Annotated in this window: 15 protein-coding genes; 7 read left to right on the plus strand and 8 right to left on the minus strand. The window is 72.8% G+C overall.

What is annotated here, in order from left to right:
• The first annotated feature begins 106 nt into the window (after positions 1-106).
• Positions 107-685, plus strand: a complete 579-nt coding sequence (locus RLT58_RS00400) for a TetR/AcrR family transcriptional regulator (protein ID WP_311308317.1) — start codon at positions 107-109, stop codon at positions 683-685.
• A gap of 81 nt (positions 686-766) precedes the next feature.
• Here RLT58_RS00400 and RLT58_RS00405 read toward each other — a convergent pair whose 3' ends face one another.
• Genes RLT58_RS00405 through RLT58_RS00420 form a run of 4 tightly spaced genes read right to left on the minus strand, consistent with a single transcriptional unit; the run spans position 767 to position 4,967 of the window.
• The gene (locus RLT58_RS00405) at positions 767-1,675 is read right to left on the minus strand and encodes a class I SAM-dependent methyltransferase (protein WP_311308318.1); all 909 of its coding nucleotides are present in this window, start codon (positions 1,673-1,675) and stop codon (positions 767-769) included.
• A gap of 30 nt (positions 1,676-1,705) precedes the next feature.
• On the minus strand, positions 1,706-2,794 hold the full coding sequence (locus tag RLT58_RS00410; RefSeq protein ID WP_311308319.1) for an NAD(P)-dependent alcohol dehydrogenase: 1,089 nt from the start codon (positions 2,792-2,794) through the stop codon (positions 1,706-1,708).
• Positions 2,795-2,796: 2 nt separating this feature from the next.
• On the minus strand, positions 2,797-4,203 hold the full coding sequence (locus tag RLT58_RS00415) for an aldehyde dehydrogenase family protein (RefSeq protein ID WP_311308320.1): 1,407 nt from the start codon (positions 4,201-4,203) through the stop codon (positions 2,797-2,799).
• Between the two features lie 8 nt (positions 4,204-4,211).
• Entirely contained in the window at positions 4,212-4,967 is a 756-nt protein-coding gene (locus RLT58_RS00420; RefSeq protein ID WP_311308321.1) for a (5-formylfuran-3-yl)methyl phosphate synthase, read from the minus strand.
• A 380-nt stretch (positions 4,968-5,347) separates the two neighbouring features.
• On the opposite strand from RLT58_RS00420, the gene RLT58_RS00425 reads away from it, so the two are divergent.
• Positions 5,348-5,881: an EF-hand domain-containing protein gene (locus tag RLT58_RS00425; RefSeq protein WP_311308322.1), complete on the plus strand. Its 534-nt coding sequence runs from the start codon at positions 5,348-5,350 to the stop codon at positions 5,879-5,881.
• 130 nt (positions 5,882-6,011) lie between these two features.
• Positions 6,012-6,620 (plus strand): GOLPH3/VPS74 family protein, encoded by a 609-nt coding sequence (locus tag RLT58_RS00430; RefSeq protein ID WP_311308323.1) that lies wholly within the window; start codon positions 6,012-6,014, stop codon positions 6,618-6,620.
• 103 nt (positions 6,621-6,723) lie between these two features.
• On the opposite strand, the gene RLT58_RS00435 is transcribed toward RLT58_RS00430, so the two are convergent.
• Together RLT58_RS00435 and RLT58_RS00440 are read right to left on the minus strand one after the other, a co-directional pair.
• A complete protein-coding gene (locus tag RLT58_RS00435) occupies positions 6,724-7,371 on the minus strand; it encodes a hypothetical protein (protein ID WP_311308324.1) in 648 nt (215 codons plus the stop codon).
• A gap of 59 nt (positions 7,372-7,430) precedes the next feature.
• A complete protein-coding gene (locus tag RLT58_RS00440; protein WP_311308325.1) occupies positions 7,431-8,345 on the minus strand; it encodes an MBL fold metallo-hydrolase in 915 nt (304 codons plus the stop codon).
• A 100-nt stretch (positions 8,346-8,445) separates the two neighbouring features.
• On the opposite strand from RLT58_RS00440, the gene RLT58_RS00445 reads away from it, so the two are divergent.
• Together RLT58_RS00445 and RLT58_RS00450 are read left to right on the plus strand one after the other, a co-directional pair.
• A complete protein-coding gene (locus RLT58_RS00445; protein ID WP_311308326.1) occupies positions 8,446-9,381 on the plus strand; it encodes an AraC family transcriptional regulator in 936 nt (311 codons plus the stop codon).
• 70 nt (positions 9,382-9,451) lie between these two features.
• Positions 9,452-11,602, plus strand: coding sequence for an ATP-binding protein (locus tag RLT58_RS00450; protein WP_311308327.1), 2,151 nt, complete (start codon positions 9,452-9,454; stop codon positions 11,600-11,602).
• A 38-nt stretch (positions 11,603-11,640) separates the two neighbouring features.
• Here the strand turns inward: RLT58_RS00450 and RLT58_RS00455 are convergent, their stop codons facing one another.
• On the minus strand, positions 11,641-12,498 hold the full coding sequence (locus tag RLT58_RS00455) for an alpha/beta fold hydrolase (RefSeq protein WP_399130642.1): 858 nt from the start codon (positions 12,496-12,498) through the stop codon (positions 11,641-11,643).
• 174 nt (positions 12,499-12,672) lie between these two features.
• On the opposite strand from RLT58_RS00455, the gene RLT58_RS00460 reads away from it, so the two are divergent.
• Positions 12,673-13,482 (plus strand): AraC family transcriptional regulator, encoded by an 810-nt coding sequence (locus RLT58_RS00460; RefSeq protein WP_311314379.1) that lies wholly within the window; start codon positions 12,673-12,675, stop codon positions 13,480-13,482.
• A 44-nt stretch (positions 13,483-13,526) separates the two neighbouring features.
• Here the strand turns inward: RLT58_RS00460 and RLT58_RS00465 are convergent, their stop codons facing one another.
• Positions 13,527-14,183: a TetR/AcrR family transcriptional regulator gene (locus RLT58_RS00465; RefSeq protein WP_399131803.1), complete on the minus strand. Its 657-nt coding sequence runs from the start codon at positions 14,181-14,183 to the stop codon at positions 13,527-13,529.
• Between the two features lie 99 nt (positions 14,184-14,282).
• Here RLT58_RS00465 and RLT58_RS00470 point away from each other — a divergent pair, with 99 nt between their 5' ends.
• Positions 14,283-15,227 carry an aldo/keto reductase gene (locus RLT58_RS00470; RefSeq protein ID WP_311308328.1) on the plus strand — a complete coding sequence of 315 codons (945 nt, stop codon included), beginning with the start codon at positions 14,283-14,285 and terminating at the stop codon, positions 15,225-15,227.
• The last annotated feature ends 50 nt before the right edge of the window (positions 15,228-15,277 follow it).

The raw sequence follows: 15,277 nt of genomic DNA on the forward strand, positions 1-15,277 counted from the left end.
GACCCTTCCGGGAACGGGCAAGGGCGGGCCGGACACCCATTTACGAGTCACCGTGCACCGTAAAGGTAACACATGCGAGACACCGTGCCTCGTATAAAGTGGCGGCATGGTGGATGGAAGCGGCCGCGGACGGCCTCGCAGTGAAAGCGCACGCACCGCCGTGCTGCACGCCGTCGACGACCTCCTGGTCGACGTCGGGTACGCCGCCCTGACCATGAAGGGCATCGCCGAGCGGGCGGGCGTGGGCCGTCAGACCGTGTACCGCTGGTGGTCGAACAAGGCGGAGGTCCTGTACGAGGCCAGCGCCCTCGACGCCCAGAAGGAACTTTCGGTCGCCCGCAGCGACGACCCCCGCAAGGACGTCGAGTCCTACCTCGACGCCCTCGTCACGTTTCTCTCCCGCTCCCACGCGGGCGCGGCCTACCGGGCGCTGATGGGCGAAGCCCAGCACGACGCGGATGTCGCCGCGCTGCTCTCGTCGCGCGATGTCCTCGGGGAGAGCGCCGCGGAAGTCGTGGAGGCGGTGCGGCGGTCCAGCGGCACCGCTCTCTCGCTGGAACAGGCGACGGCGCTGCTGATCGGCCCGCCGTTCTTCCACATCCTGTCCGGGCGCGACGCGGACACCATCGACACCGCGCAGCTCGCGGAGGAGTTCGTGCGTACGTTGAACCACCGGAGGGCCTGAGCCACGCCCGGCGCGCCCGCCGGCATGGCTCGGCCCGGGGCGGCACCCCGCCCCGGGCCGAGAGCTGTCTTCGTTGCGGTGTTACGCGCGGGGCTTGTCCGCGAACACCCATCGGTTGCCGGCCAGCGCGTCGTTCGGCTCGGGCAGCGGGCCGCGTCCGTGATGCCGGGTGAAGTCGAAGGGGGTGTGCACCGACGCGGACCAGCCCCTGCCCTCCAGATCACCGACGGAGTCGGGCCGCGGCTCCCTGTCGAACAGGTGGAGCAGGTCGATGCCGATCTGGTCGGCCGTCGAGGTGTAGAGCGCGCTGTCGCGGTATTCCAGCAGGTCCTTCTCGAGCTTGACCTCGAACGCCAGGGCGCTCCCCGCCGGGCTCAGCCGGTCCACGGTGTCGATGAGGTGTGTCTCGGCGGCGGCCGGCAGATAGAACAGCAGCCCCTCGGCGAGCCAGACGCTCGGCGCGGTCGCGTCGAGGCCCGCGCCGGCGAGTGCTCCGACCCAGTCGGCGCGCAGGTCGACCGGGACGGGCACGCGCGCCGCCTTCGGCTTCGCCGACAGCCCGTCGAGCACGTTCCGCTTGAACTCCAGCACGCCTTCCCTGTCGATCTCGAAGAGCACGCAGCCGGAGGGCCAGTCGAGCCGGAAGGCGCGGGAGTCCAGCCCCGCCCCGAACAGCACCACTTGGCGCAGCTCCCCCGTGTGCACGGATCTGAGCAGGAAGTCGTCGAGGACGCGCGTCCGCAGACCGAAGTAGCGCGCGAACCGGCCCCACAGCGGGTTCGCGTCGCCGTCCGGGACCTGTTGCGGGTGGACCGGCCAGCGTGCGGAGGCCGGTGCGGCGCGCACGAAGTGCTCCGCGTAGACGTCCCGTGCCAGGGAGTCGGGGCGGTGGGTCTCGATCGCCCGTGCTGCGGCGACCATCAGGGCGGTCACGCCCACTCCTCCTTCGACGCCTTCCACGTCGGTGGCGCGATGCGTTGTTCCGACCACGTTTCCTCCATTGGCGAGCTGTGCTGAGTCCTACGGGATCAGGACGGGTTTGACGACGCGGCCGGCTTCGCAGTCGCGCTCGGCCTCGTCGATGTCGGCGAGCGGATACGTACGGATCAGCTCGTCGAAGGGGAAGCGCCCGGCCTGCCACAGCCCCGTCAGCCGGGGAATCAGCAGCCCCGGCACCGCGTCCCCCTCGCAGATGTGGGAGATCCTCCTGCCCCGGTCCAGCGCCCCCGGCTCCAGGGGCAGCGCGCTGTGGAGGCGCGCCACCAGGCCGAGGTGCCCGGTCGGGCGCAGGGCCCGGAGCGCGTCGTTGATCAGCTGGGCGGAGGCCGTGGTGTCCAGCGCGTAGTGGGCGCCGCCGTCGGTCAGGCGCCGGATGCGGCCGGGCAGATCGGGCGACGACGCGTGGAGCGGGGTCGCGCCGAACCGCTCGGCGAGGGCGAGTCGTTCGGGGTGCCGGTCGACGGCCACCGTCAGTGCTCCGGAGGCGGTGGCCGCCATCACCGCCGCCAGGCCCACCGCTCCCGCGCCGAGGACCGTGACACTGTCGCCGGGCCCGGCGCCGAAGGAGTTGAGGACCGCGCCGGCGCCGGTGAGGAACCCGCAGCCCAGCGGTCCGAGCAGTTCGATCGGCAGCGAGGGGTCGACCCGTACGGCGTTGCGCGCCCGGACCACCGCGTACTCGGCGAACGAGGACTGGCCGAACCAGCGCGGGGCCAGTTCGCCCCCGGTCCCGTCGGTGAACCGCTCGGCGTTCTCCTTGCGCCCGCCGAAGAGGTTCAGCGGGGCGAACGAGTCGCAGTAGGCGGGCGCACCGCCCAGACAGCTCCGGCAGTTGCCGCAGGAGTCGAAGCTCAGCACGACGTGGTCGCCGTTGCTCGGAGCGGTGTGCGGGCCGCCCGTCTCCACCACGACACCGGCGCCTTCGTGGCCGAGTACCGCAGGCAGCGGTGAGCGGCCCGCCGAGCCCCGTACCGCGAGATCGGTCCGGCACATCCCGCAGCCGGCGATCTTCACGAGGATCTCGCCGTCGGCCGGTCCCCTGTTCAGGATCACCTCCTCGACGGCGAACCGGCTCTCGTAGGAACGCAGTACCGCCGCAGCGAACCTCATCGTCACGCCTCCTCGGGACGGTGGACGACGAACGGCCGGAGGTTGCCGTAGAGCCCCCACGGCCCGCCCGCGACACCGACGCCGCTCTGCTTGATGCCGGCGAAGGGCTGGGCGAGGGACAGTTCGGCGTGGTGGTTGACCCAGGCCGTTCCGCACTCCAGCCGGCCGGCCACCTCCTCGGCCCGGTCGATGTCGGTCCCCCACACCGAGCCGCCGAGTCCGAAGCGGGTGCCGTTGGCCGCGTCGAGCGCCGCGTCGAGGTTCGTGTACGGCAGCACGGGGAGCACGGGGCCGAACTGCTCCTCCGTCACCACCGGGCTGTGGTGCGGGACATCGGCCAGGATCGTCGGGGCGAAGAAGTAGCCCGGCCGGTCCAGCCGGTGGCCGCCCGCCACGGCGCGGGCGCCGTCCGCGAGGGCCCGTTCGGTGATGTTCTCGACCCGGGCGAGCTGGGCGGCGTTGTTGATCGGGCCGAGCCGGGTGTCCGGGTCGGTGCCCGCTCCTACGACCACCGTCCTGGCCTGCTGTGCGAGGGCCTCGACCACGCGGGAGTAGAGCCGGGCCGGGGCGTAGACGCGCTTGACCGCCATGCAGACCTGCCCGCAGTTGCGGAAGGCCGCCCAGAACAGCCGCTCCGCGATCCGCTCCACCTCCACGTCGTCCAGCAGGACGGCCGCGTCGTTGCCGCCCAGCTCCAGCGTGACGCGGGCGAGTGAAGGGACCGCGCCCTGCGCGACGGCCCGTCCGGTGGCGGTCGAACCGGTGAAGGTCACATGGCGGATCCCCGGATGGGCCGCGAGGCGGGCGCCGAGGGGTTCGTGGCCGGTGACGATCGTCAGGACGCCCTCGGGGAGTGCGCGGGACATGACCGATGCCAGCAGCCGGGTGGCGAGAGGGGTGAAGGGAGAGGGCTTGAGGACCATCGTGTTGCCCGCGGCGAGCGCCGGAGCGAACTTCGCGGAGGCGAGCTGGAGAGGAAAGTTCCACGGGACGATCGCCGCGACGGGCCCGAGCGACCGCCAGCGGACCTCACTGCGCACCGGCCGTCCGTCCGCCAGGGGCTCGGTGCGGGGGCCGGTCAGCTCGGCGAAGTAGCGCAGGCGGGCCGCCGTGCGGGCGATCTCCATGGACGATTCGGCCAGGGGTTTGCCCTGTTCACGGGTGAGCAAGGGGGCGAGGTCCGCCTCGGCGGCCTCGACGGCGTCGGCGGCGGCGAGCAGTGCGGTCGTACGGGCGGCGGGATCGGCCCGCCAGCCGCGCCAGGCTTCGTGGGCCCGTCGCACGACGGCGTCGAGTTCGTCGGGCTGCTGGCCGGGGGCCTCGTCGAAGGCCTCGCCGGTCGCCGGATCGAGAACGGCGAAGGACGCGGTGGCGGGCGCGGGCAGGTGGAGCGGGTGGGCTGTGACCATGCCGGCGGTCAGCTCGCGGTGATGACGGCGGCCGCGTGTTCCCGGCCGTGCCGGTCCATCTCCGCCCGGAAGGAGGCCACCAGGTGCGGCTGGATCCTTCCGGCGTTGCGGTCGCCGCCCTCGCAGACCGCGCCGCGTACGCCCACGATGTCCGTGCCGATACGGGTCAGGGCACCCAGGTCCTCCGCCTTGATGCTGCCGGCGAGCGCGGCGAGCAGCCCTGCGTCGTGGGCGAGCCGGACGAACTCCGCGCAGGCGTCGGGCGGTACGTGGTCGAACAGGCGTGTCCCGTCCTTGATCGCGGTGTCGAGCATGGCCGCGTCGGAGCCGGAGCGGCGGGCGATGTCGGGCAGTGCGAGCGGGTTGACGCAGCCGATGCGATGGGCGTCGGCGTATCCCGAGGCGACGACGAAGGCGTCCTGCCGGTATCCCTTCACCGCCCTGACGACCCCTCGCATGACGTCGACGGCCTGGTCGGGCGTGGTGCATCCGTAGAGTCCGACCTTGATGTAGGTGGCTCCGGAGACCGCGGCGCCGAGCGCCGCCTGGGCCACTGTGCCGGGCTTGTAGGGCACGTCTCCCACGGTGGCGGACACCGGCTTGTCCGCCGGGACCGCGTCGCGGATCTCCCTGATGACCCAAGGGAAGTTCGCGCCGAGCGAGCCCTCGTCCGGCTTTTTCACGTCGACGATGTCGAGGTGTTCCGCCGCCTTCGCGCATTCGAGGGCCTCCTCGACGCTGTCCGGGGAGATGAGAAGCAACAACGTGGGCTCCTTCCACCGCGCCACCCCGGCCGGCAGGCAGGTGTGTGCGATCGCCTGGAATTCTTGCGGTCGGCTCATCATCACCGCGGCCCGTGAACCACCGGTAGGGCGCACAACGGCCGAACGGGGCGCTGCCCTCACGGCCACTACGCCGTGCGCGCCGGTTCGTACCGGCCGCCGCGCCGGACGGACACCGGCTGAGGTGGCGACATGGCCCGGTTCATGGTTCATGCCGGCCCGACGTCGATTTCATTCTTTCCGTTGAACAGGCCGTTCTTCCCTGGAGCGCCTCATTCCGCCGCTCGCATAGTGACAACGCCACGACGGCCGTGCGAGCGGCCGTCACCGAATTCCCGGCCCAGCGAAAGGCGAGAGAGACGATGCGGAACGAAGCGGTCAACCGGGTCAGGCTCGTATTCACCCTGTTCGACGCCGACGGCAACGGCGTCCTGGAATCCGACGACTTCACGCTCATGAGCAGCCGGGTCGCCGCGGCCGTTCCCGAGGCCGACGAGGCACGGAAACAGGCCATGCGCGCCGGCTTCACGCGCTACTGGAACACGCTCGTCGAGGAGCTCGACGCCAATGGCGACGGCCGGATCACGTACGACGAGTACCAGGCGTGCGTGCTGTCCCCGGAGCGGTTCGGCGGGGCGGTCGACGCGTTCGCGGCCGGCTTCGCCCGCCTCGGTGACCTGGACGGCAGCGGTACCGTCACCCGGCCCGCGTTCATCGGCCTGATGCGAGGGGTCGGTTTCGACCTGCCGAACATCCACGCCCTCTTCGACGCCTTCGGGCCCGATGACGACGACCGGGTCCGGGTGGACGTCTGGGAGGCCGAGATCAAGAACTTCTACGCCCCCGACAAGGGCGGCATCCCCGCGGACCTGCTGGCGGCCGCTCCGGCGGCCTGATCCCGCTGCGCGGACAGACCTGGGGCGATACTGGTCGTGACAGGCCTCCCCGCCGGGCCGGCCGTGGACGCGGGCCGGCCCGGCGGGGACGCAGACGCACCTTTGTCGATGTTCGCGAGGGGAGCCGTTCATGACTACGGCGAGAGACCTGTTCATCATCGCCATGGATCCGAGCGCCGGGCACGCCGTGGGACAGGGTGACCTGTCGCTGGCGCTCGCGGGAGCCGAGCTGATCGATCTTCTCGGGGCGGGAGCGGTGACCCTGGACGGCGACCGCCTCGTGCCGGGCGGGCCGTCGGCGCAGGACGACCGGCTCCTGGACGAGGCCGCGGCGGGGCTGACCCGGCAGGAGCCGTACGAACGGGTCGAGGACTGGCTGTGGCGCCGGGGGCAGGACCTCTCCGCCGCGTACCAGAGCGCGCTGGAGGAGTCCGGTGACCTGACGCAGAAGCGGGGCGGGCGGTTGTCGTTCGGCGCGGAACGTGTGGAGACGGCGGACACACCCGCGCGCCGCCGGGCGGCCGGCCGCTGGGCGGAAGGGGAGCCCGTTCTGGTCGCCCTCGCCTCGGCCGTGGGCGTCGCCGACGAGCGCCCGGACGACGACGGAACCGGCCTCGGCGACGACGCGGTGACGGTCGTGGTGGCCGGTGTCCACGACGCGGTGATGGAGCTGGAGGCGGTACGCCAGCGACGGTCCATCGAGAACGCGGCGTTCGCCAACCTCTGGCGCGGTCCCTGAGCGAACCCCGCTGAGGTGTGCCCCCGCCCCGGGCCGGGGGCACACCTCAGGGCCGGTGCTCACCCCGCCGAGAGCGGGATCGGCCCGGCGGTCACAGCACCACTCAGCCCCACGTCTCGCCACTGACCCAGGTGGGGCCGAAGTGACGGGTGGCGACGGACGCCATCGCCGGCACGGGTCCGTCCGCCATCGCATGTTTGAAGGTGTGGACGACACACGTACGCACCGGATGTACCGGGCCGCCGCGCCTTCCGCCGTCGTGGGTGGACAGGGGTCGATTCTGCGGGTGTGCCAGAGCGAAGCAGGCCACCGTCGTGCGCTCGTCCTCGAAGTGGAAGTACTCGACGATGGACCGGTTTCCGAAATCGAGACAGTCGAAGACGACAGCGACGTCTTCCCGCCCGTACGGTGCCCGCCGCAGAGCCGGCAATACGTCGAGCACGGCATCACCGTGAGCCAGGAGCCTGGCCCGCTCGTACGAAGGGCCCCAGGGCGGTGGGGCATCGCCCGCTCCCTTCGGGCGTTCATCCGAGCTCAGCAGCGTGCCCACGGCTGGGCGGTCCCACCGTGCCTGCCCGCTCACGCTGCCCCAGTTGAGACTCGCGTTGACGCACAGCTCCCCCGCGATCAACGCCCACGGTGTTCGGACCACGCGCTCCCGCGCCAGCTCGATCACCAGGCGGCCGAAGGCCTCCCGCGGCAGCAGGTTCGGCTCGTCGGGCGCGATGAATGCGTCGGTCCAGATTCCCATGGGCCTACTTGTAGCAACGTGAGTGCCCCGCGGGCCAACAGAATTCCGGCCGGCACGGTCTACCGCGTCGCAGAGGCCGCCCACCGCCCGAGGGTGAACCTGCCGTTCTCCCGCCCGACTTCCACGGCGCCGGACCCACCGAAGTGGGCGGGGACGATCAACTCGCGTTCGTCGGCGGCGCGTTCGAGGATCCGGTATCGGCTGGCCACCGCCTGGCCCGCGTCCAGGCAGAAACAGCTGTTGCAGGAGGGCTCGAGGATCTGCACCGGGCTGTGCAGGAGGTCGCCGACGAAGACCGCCCGGTCGTTTCCGGATGCGAGCCGCAGTACGGACGAGCCGGGGGTGTGGCCGGGGGCCGACTCCAGGGTGAGGTGTTCGTCGATGCGGTGGGTGCCTTCCCAGAGAGTGGCCAGACCGGCCCGGTGGACCGGGGCGATGCTGTCCTCGTAGATCAGCCGGTCGTCCTCCCTGTGGCCTTTCCCGTACGCGTTGTCCGGCCCGAAGTAGAAGTCGTCCGCGGCCGGGATGAGGTATTGGGCGTGGGGGAACGTGGGCTCCCAAGCCCCGTCAGCGCCGGTGGTGTTCCAGCCGACGTGATCCCCGTGGACGTGCGTGTTGACGACGACGTCGACGTCCTCGGGCCGGGCTCCGGCCCGCGCCAGCCCCTCCAGGAAGTCGCCCTGCCAGTGGTGGAACTGCGGCGATCCGGGCCGCTCCCGCCCGTTCCCCACCCCGGTGTCGACCAGGACGGTGCGCCCGCCGCTGCGCAGCACCCAGGTCTGCAGCGCCACCACCGCCCTGTCGTCGCCGGGCTCCCAGTGGTCGGGCGCCAGCCGGCCTTCGTTGTCCTTCCACACCTCGGTGCCCGACTCCGGGATCAGGCCGCGTGCGGGCGCGAACGCCCCCTGCCATTCGACGACCCGGATGACCTCGACGTCGCCCAGCACGATGCTCTGTGTGCTCTCGCTCTTCATGTCATCGACTCTAGGAGGGGTGGATGAGCCTCTCAATGCGTGTTCTGCTCATGCGGATACGCATACGTCTCACGGCTGATGGTGTGGGTATCCTCGGCCGATGGATGTGGTGAGCGACGCGGTCTCGGCCGTACGGATCGGGAAGCCCTCCTCGAACCGGGTCCGGGTGGGCGGCAGTTGGTGCGCACGGCTCGCCCCGTACGACGGAGCGGGCTTCCATGTGGTGCTGGAGGGCGGCTGCTGGCTGCTGCCCGACGGCGGTTCGCCTGTCTCGCTGGGGACGGGCGATGTGGTGCTGCTGCCGCACGGCACGGGACACGTCATCGCCGACGCACCCGCCGACGCGGCGACCGTGCGGCGCGCGGTGTCGTTCGAGCGGTGGCTTGACGGCAGGGTGCCGGACCGGCAGCCTGCCGCCGCCTCCGCCTCCCGCGAGGTGCAGATGCTGTGCGGCAAGTACCGGCTCGACCGCAGTCGCATGCACCCGCTCATGGCGGAGCTGCCGCAGGTCGTTCATCTGCCGAACCGTGTGGGCGCCCATCCCGAACTGCGGGCCGCCGTGGACCTGCTGGGCCATGAACTCGTCACGCAGGGCCCCGGCTCCTGTCTCGCGGTGCCCAGTCTTCTCGACCTCCTCCTCGTCTATATGGTCCGCTCCTGGGCGGCGCAGGGCGCGGGCGGCACCTGGTCGACCGTCCTGGGCGATCCCGTGGCGTCCGCCGCCCTGCGCGCGCTGCACTCCGACCCGGCCGCCCCGTGGACCAACGACCGCCTGGCCGCCGAGGCGGGAGTGTCCCGGGCCACCCTGGCCCGCCGCTTCACCGCCCTGGTCGGCCGGCCGCCGATTGCGTACCTGACCTGGTGGCGCCTCACCTTCGCCGCCACGCTGCTGCGCGACACCCCGGACCCGCTGGCCGCCGTGGCCCGGCGCGTCGGCTACGGCACGCCGTACGCCTTCTCGCACGCCTTCAGCCGGGAATTCGGTACGACACCGGGACAGTACCGGGCGGAGGCGGCGGGGCGGGCGGCGGAGTGAACTCCCGGCCGCTGCGGATGCGGTGACCGGCCGCCCGGCGTTGTCAGAGGCGGCTGACACGATGATCCCCATGGAACTCGCACACTCGCTCGACGGCCTGGACGCACACCCCTGGGCATCGTTCTCCCACGCCTACGGGAGCGCGGAGGATCTTCCCGGCCTGCTGCGGGCCCTCGCCGGTACGGACGCGGAGGCCGCCGAGGAGGCGCTCTCGGAGCTGCACGGGAGCGTGCTGCATCAGGGAACGGTCTACTCCGCCAGCGCGGAAGTGGTGCCGTTCCTGGTCGGCATGGCGGCGAGCGGGCACCGTACGGCAGACCTTCTGATGCTCCTCGGCGGCTTGGCCGAGAGCGAGGACGAGTACGGCGTCGCGCCCGGCTCGGTCCGCGGGGCCGTGGCGGACCGGCTCACCCTGTTGCTGCCCCTGCTGGCCGCGCCCGAGCCCGATGTGCGGCGCACCGCTGCCTGGGCGGTGTCCCGTACCGGGGCGGCGGCGCTCGTGCTCCCGGCTCTCCGGGCGCGCTGGGAGGGGGAATCCATGTCCGCCCCTCGCGCCGAGGTGCTGGCCGGCATCAGCAGGCTCGATCCCCGGGCCGGGGTCGTGGTGGCCACTGCCGCCCTTGCGCCTTCCCAGGCGGCCGAGGTGCGCATGGCGGCTGTCTTCGCCCACCTCGACGCGGACGCTCCCTGGACCGAGACCCTGCACACGGCGATGCTGTCCCTGCTGCCCGCGGACCCTCTCGGCTCCGCCTTCGACCACGAACGCGGGGAGCCACTGGCGGCCGTCGTGGCGGCCCTCCTGGACCGGGGCCGCCGCCCTGACCGCGAGGCCGCGTTCGCCCTGGTCGATGCCGCCCTGCACGACGAGCGGGCCGCCGTACGGGCCGAAGCCCTCTGGGCCGCCGACCGGGCGTGCATGCTCTCCCGCAGTGCCGCGCCACGGCTGATGGAGAGCCTGCGCGCGGCCGCCGTCGACGAGAGTGCGGTGATCGCCATGTCCTCTCTTCTCGGCCGGCTGGGCCGCGTCGCCGCACCCGCCTCGGACGTCCTCGCCCCGCTCGCCGGGCGCAACCCTGACGAGGACGACGACCATGCGGACCGGGCCCTGGCCGCGCTCGTGCTCGTCGCCCCCGAGCAGGCGGCCCCGCTCCTGGCTGCGGGCCTCGGACGGCGGCCTCGTGCCCTCGCCGCAGTCGCCGGATTCCGGAGCCCTGCCGCCTTCGCCCTCCCCTGCGACGCGGCCCTCCTCGACGCGGTCCGGGACCGTCTGTCGCGGCCCGAGAGCCTCAGCGGCAACGAGCCGTGGCAGCTCACCCACCTGCTGTCCGCGTGGGGCGCCGACGCCGCCGCGGCACTGCCCGAACTCCGCGCGGCACTCCCCCACCATCCGGACCGGGTCGCCCCGGCCATCGCTTCCGTGGCCGCCGGCTGCGGCCAGGACGAGCGCGCGCGGGCTGTCGGCTCGCTCCGGGCGGCGGCGGAGCGGGGGGTCCTCGCTGCGGCCAGGGCCCTGTACGACCTCGAAGGCGAGGCCGCGCCCCTGGTCCGCTGCCTCGAACGCGAACTCGCCGGCGCCGGTGATGTGAGGGACGCCGCCGTGACGGCCGGCGTCCTCGGCCCCCGAGGAGCGGCCCTCGTGCCGGCCCTGCGCGAGGCGCTGCGCCGCACCGGCGACGCCACCACGCCCGCGCTGGACCGGGACACGGCCGTCGCCGAGGCGTTGTGGCGCATCACGGGGAACGCGGAGGAGGCGGTCGCCGTGCTGGACTCGGTCTTCGCGCGCGCAGAACGGAGCGCGTGGTCGCGGTGGTCGGTGGTGCGGGCCGCCCGTGCGACGGCGCTGCTCGGCCCCGCGGGGCGTCCGCTCCGGCCCCGGCTCGAGGCCGCCCTCGCCTCTCCGACGCAGGCGCCGGCCGCCGTGACCGCGCTCGCGGCCGTGGCGGAACCCGCTTCTTCGGACCGTGTCGCGCTCGCCGCGACCGTGTTGCGGGCGGCGGAGTCGGACGCCGACCCGGAGGGGGCCTGTGAGGCGTGGGAAGCCCTGGGTGCCGAGGCCATGACGGAGGACCATCTGCGCCGCCTGGTGGCGCTCGCCGATGGCGACGCCCGGGTGGTCCGCTCCGGTGTCGAGGACCGCATCATCCACCAGGACGAGGCTTTCCGGGAACGCGCGGGGGCGCTGCTCCGCGCCTTCTCCGGCTCCGCGCCGACCGGTCCGTAGCCCGGTGAGCGTGAGCCGTCGGCCGGGTTGCGCGCCGGTCAGTACTTCTCGGTGAAGGGGAGGAGCAGTGCGGCGGTCCCCGCCGGATCCTCCAGGATGGGGGTGTGCCCGGAGCCGGCCAGCAACTCGACCTCGGCGCCGGGGACATCACGGTAGTCGGCCGCCGACGAGGGCCGCCATCTGCGGTCCTGGTCGCCGAAGATCACGTGCAGCGGCTTGCCCACGGCCTTCAGCCGGTCGGGGAGCGCACGTGCGGTCAGATAGGCGATGGATGCCTGCATGGCCGCCGAGATCGCGCCGAGGCTCATGCCCCGCAGCTCGTCGACGAGTTCTTGCGGCAGCTCGAATCCGGTGCGGAAGCCGGGGCTCGCGAACGCGCGGATCTGCTCGTCGGTGGGGGGCCACTGCGCGGGGTCGAAGGTGGCGGTCCCCGGTGCGATGAAGGCGTCCATGCCCGGCCCGGTATTGATGAGCGCGAGCGCACGGACCAGGTCGGGGCGTTGCTCGGCGAGAGCGGTGCCGGCATAGCCGCCGCTGGAGTGGCCGACGACCACGGCGTGCTCGACGCCGAGCCGGTCGAGGACGGAGCCGAATCTCCGCCCCAGTTCCGGGATCGTGTAGTCGCCGTCGACCGGTTCGGCCGAGCGGCCGTGGCCCGGCAGGTCCATCCTGATCACGCGATGACGCGCGGTCAGCAGGGGAACGAGCGCGTCCCACGAACGGCCCGTGGCGGCGGATCCGTGGATGAGCAGGAGCGCGGGCGCGGCGCGCGGACCGTCCTGGCGCACGTAGATGTCGCCGTATTGCATGGAGAGGACCGTGTCCTCGGAGGATCCGTCGCCGTCGGTCGTGCCCGGATGCGAGTGCGAGTGCGTGTGCGTGTTGGGAGACGTCATGGGGCCAGCGTCGCCGCCTGTGGGGGTCGACGGCTTGGACGAATGTTCCCTCGTCTGTTCCCTCGTCGGCCCGCGTAGCATGTGGGCATGGGGTTCCCCACAGGTGAACGTGACGATTCCGCCGCGTGGGACGTCGCCCGTCCCCGGCACCCCGGCCGGGTGCCCGGTGTCGACATGGCCGGATTCCGCGTCCCCCGCACGCCCCTCGACGGCCTGCGGGTGGTGCCGCACCCGGATGTGATGCTGATCGTGGAGTTCGGGTCGAGCCCGCCCACTGTGGCGGACGGCGCCGGGCGCAACTATCGGGGAAGTCTCGTCGCCGGCCCTGGCTTCGGCTCGGGCGGCGGGGTACGGGCGTGGGGCGGCGAACACGTCGAGTGCGTGCAGGTACGCCTGTCCCCGGTGATCGCCGGCGCGGTTCTGGGCGCCGGTCCGGCAGACCTGGCCGGTTCCCCGGCGTCCCTCGACGACGTCTGGGGCAGGGAGGCCGCACGGATCCGTGAACAGCTGGCCGCGATCCCCTCGTGGGAGGACCGCTTCACGCTCATGGAGGCGTTGCTCGTCCGCCGGCTGCGGGAACGGGCGCCGGTGGAACCGGCGGTGGCCTGGGCCTGGAACCGTATCGCCGTCAGCAGGGGCCTCGTCCGGATCGAGGATGTGGCGGTGGACCTGGGGTGGAGTCGCAAGCGCCTGTGGTCCCGGTTCCGGTCCCACCTGGGCATCGCGCCGAAGAGCGCCGCGAAACTGGTCCGCTTCGACCACGCCGTGCACCGTCTGATCGTCGGTGAGGGCGCGGCCCGGGTGGCGGCGGACGGCGGCTACTACGACCAGCCCCATCTGCATCGGGACATCGCGGCGTTCACCGGCGCCACCCCGGTGAGCGTGCTGAGCGAACCGTTCCTGAGGGTGGACCGCCGTGCGTGGCCTGGCAAGGCCCGCCCGGCCACGGGTGAGCGCGGCGGCCGTCCGTACGACGGCGGTTGAATCCGCACCGCGGCGGCTGAAGCAGCCGGTGCCCACTCACCGCGTCAGGAGTCCCCCGTCGACGAGCCCGCTGTTCCGTGGGCCGGGCGGAGCGCGTCGACGACGAGGTCGAGCAGCCGGCCGGTGTGCTCGGGGGTGTGGCCGGCCGCCGTGGAGAGGAAGATTCCCAGCAGCATCGTGGTGACCACGTCGGGGTCGACGTCCCGGCGCAGCGCGCCCGCCTCGGCCCCCTCGGTGAGGATCGTCCCGATCGCCGCGGTGATGCGCTCCCGGGTGGCCGGGGTGGCGATCCGGCCCGATGCCCAGCCGGCCCGGAGTGTGTCGGCCATGCCGCGTTTGGCCGCGATGAACGCCGCGTAGCCGTCCATCCACGCGCGCAGGGCGACATCGGGCGGGAACCGGTCGAGCAGGGCGGGGGCGCTGGTGGCGATGTCGTCGAGCTCGGCGCCGTAGACGGCCTCGACGAGGGCTTCGCGGGTCGGGAAGTGGCGGTACAGCGTGCCGATGCCGACGCCTGCCTCGCGGGCGATGCCCTCCAGCGGAACGGTGTCGTCGGCGGCGGCGAAGGCCGCCCGGGCGACGGTGATCAGCTTCTCGCGGTTGCGGCGCGCGTGCGCGCGCAGGGGCCGCGCTGTGCCGGCGGGCGGATGGGCGGCGGGTGGTTCGGCGGCGAGCGGTTCGGCGGAATCGCCGGAGGACACCGGTTCGGGAGTCAAAGCGGAGGAACCTCCGGTAACGTTGCAGTCGGACTGGCGGAGGCACCTCCGCTTTCCCCATCGTCGCACGAGGACGGGATTGCCATGACTTCCAGCACCACCCCTGACTCCGGGATCACGGCCACGGGGGCTCCGCGCCCCGGCGGCCCCGGACCGCTCGCCGGCCGCACCGTCTCCCGGATCGGATACGGCGCGATGCAACTGGAGCGACTGCGCGGCGACCGCGGCGCGGCCCTCTCACTGCTGCGTCACGCGGTCGAACAAGGCATCGACCACATCGACACCGCGCAGTTCTACGGCGACGGCTTCGTCAACGAACTCATCCGTGAGGCCCTGCGCCCCGAGGACGCCGTCCTCGTCGCCAGCAAGATCGGGGCCGACCCGAACCACGGCGGACCCATTCCGATCCGCCCCGCGCAACGCCCGGAGGAGCTGCGGGCGAGCGTCGAGGACAACCTCTCCAGCCTCGGCCTGGACCGGATCCCGCTGGTGAACCTTCGCCGCATGGACGTCCCGCCGGGCATCCCGCTGGGCGCGGACCAGGTGGTCGACCTCGACGACCAGCTCGCCGAGATGACCGCGCTGCGTGACGCGGGGAAGATCGGGGCCATCGGGCTGGGCAATGTGACCGTCGAGGGGCTTCGCCGCGCGGCCCCCGCAGGCATCGCCTGTGTGCAGAACGCCTACAGCCTCGTGGCGCGCGGGGACGAGGAACTGCTCGGGGCATGCGCCGGGGCCGGGATCGCGTGGGTGCCGTACTTCCCGCTCGGCGGCGCGTTCCCCGGGTTCCCGAAGGTGGCGGACGAGCCGGCGGTCATCTCTGCGGCACAGTCGCTCGGCGCCACGCCCGCACAGATCGGCCTCGCCTGGCTTCTGCACCACGCGCCGAACGTGCTGCTCATCCCCGGCACCGCGGACGCCGCCCACCTCGACGCGAACGTCGCCGCAGGCGCGCTCTCGCTGGATGCCACGACACTGGCGGCACTCGACGCCGTCCCTTCCCGCTCGACGGACGTCGCACTGGGCTGACCGGGGCGGCCCTCGGTCCGCCGGGGAAGGTCCGCGACGGGCTCGCCGCG

It is taken from the genome of Streptomyces sp. ITFR-16, from assembly GCF_031844705.1.
In the GTDB taxonomy this organism is placed as follows: Bacteria; Actinomycetota; Actinomycetes; order Streptomycetales; family Streptomycetaceae; genus Streptomyces.

Coding starts and splice junctions, on each gene's coding strand:
- RLT58_RS00400 (WP_311308317.1), top strand. CDS start 107: ATGGTGGATGGAAGCGGCCGCGGACGGCCTCGCAGTGAAAGCGCACGC.
- RLT58_RS00470 (WP_311308328.1), top strand. CDS start 14,283: ATGACTTCCAGCACCACCCCTGACTCCGGGATCACGGCCACGGGGGCT.
- RLT58_RS00445 (WP_311308326.1), top strand. CDS start 8,446: ATGGATGTGGTGAGCGACGCGGTCTCGGCCGTACGGATCGGGAAGCCC.
- RLT58_RS00455 (WP_399130642.1), bottom strand. CDS start 12,498: ATGACGTCTCCCAACACGCACACGCACTCGCACTCGCATCCGGGCACG.
- RLT58_RS00435 (WP_311308324.1), bottom strand. CDS start 7,371: ATGGGAATCTGGACCGACGCATTCATCGCGCCCGACGAGCCGAACCTG.
- RLT58_RS00460 (WP_311314379.1), top strand. CDS start 12,673: ATGGCCGGATTCCGCGTCCCCCGCACGCCCCTCGACGGCCTGCGGGTG.
- RLT58_RS00410 (WP_311308319.1), bottom strand. CDS start 2,794: ATGAGGTTCGCTGCGGCGGTACTGCGTTCCTACGAGAGCCGGTTCGCC.
- RLT58_RS00430 (WP_311308323.1), top strand. CDS start 6,012: ATGACTACGGCGAGAGACCTGTTCATCATCGCCATGGATCCGAGCGCC.
- RLT58_RS00415 (WP_311308320.1), bottom strand. CDS start 4,203: ATGGTCACAGCCCACCCGCTCCACCTGCCCGCGCCCGCCACCGCGTCC.
- RLT58_RS00440 (WP_311308325.1), bottom strand. CDS start 8,345: ATGAAGAGCGAGAGCACACAGAGCATCGTGCTGGGCGACGTCGAGGTC.
- RLT58_RS00450 (WP_311308327.1), top strand. CDS start 9,452: ATGGAACTCGCACACTCGCTCGACGGCCTGGACGCACACCCCTGGGCA.
- RLT58_RS00425 (WP_311308322.1), top strand. CDS start 5,348: ATGCGGAACGAAGCGGTCAACCGGGTCAGGCTCGTATTCACCCTGTTC.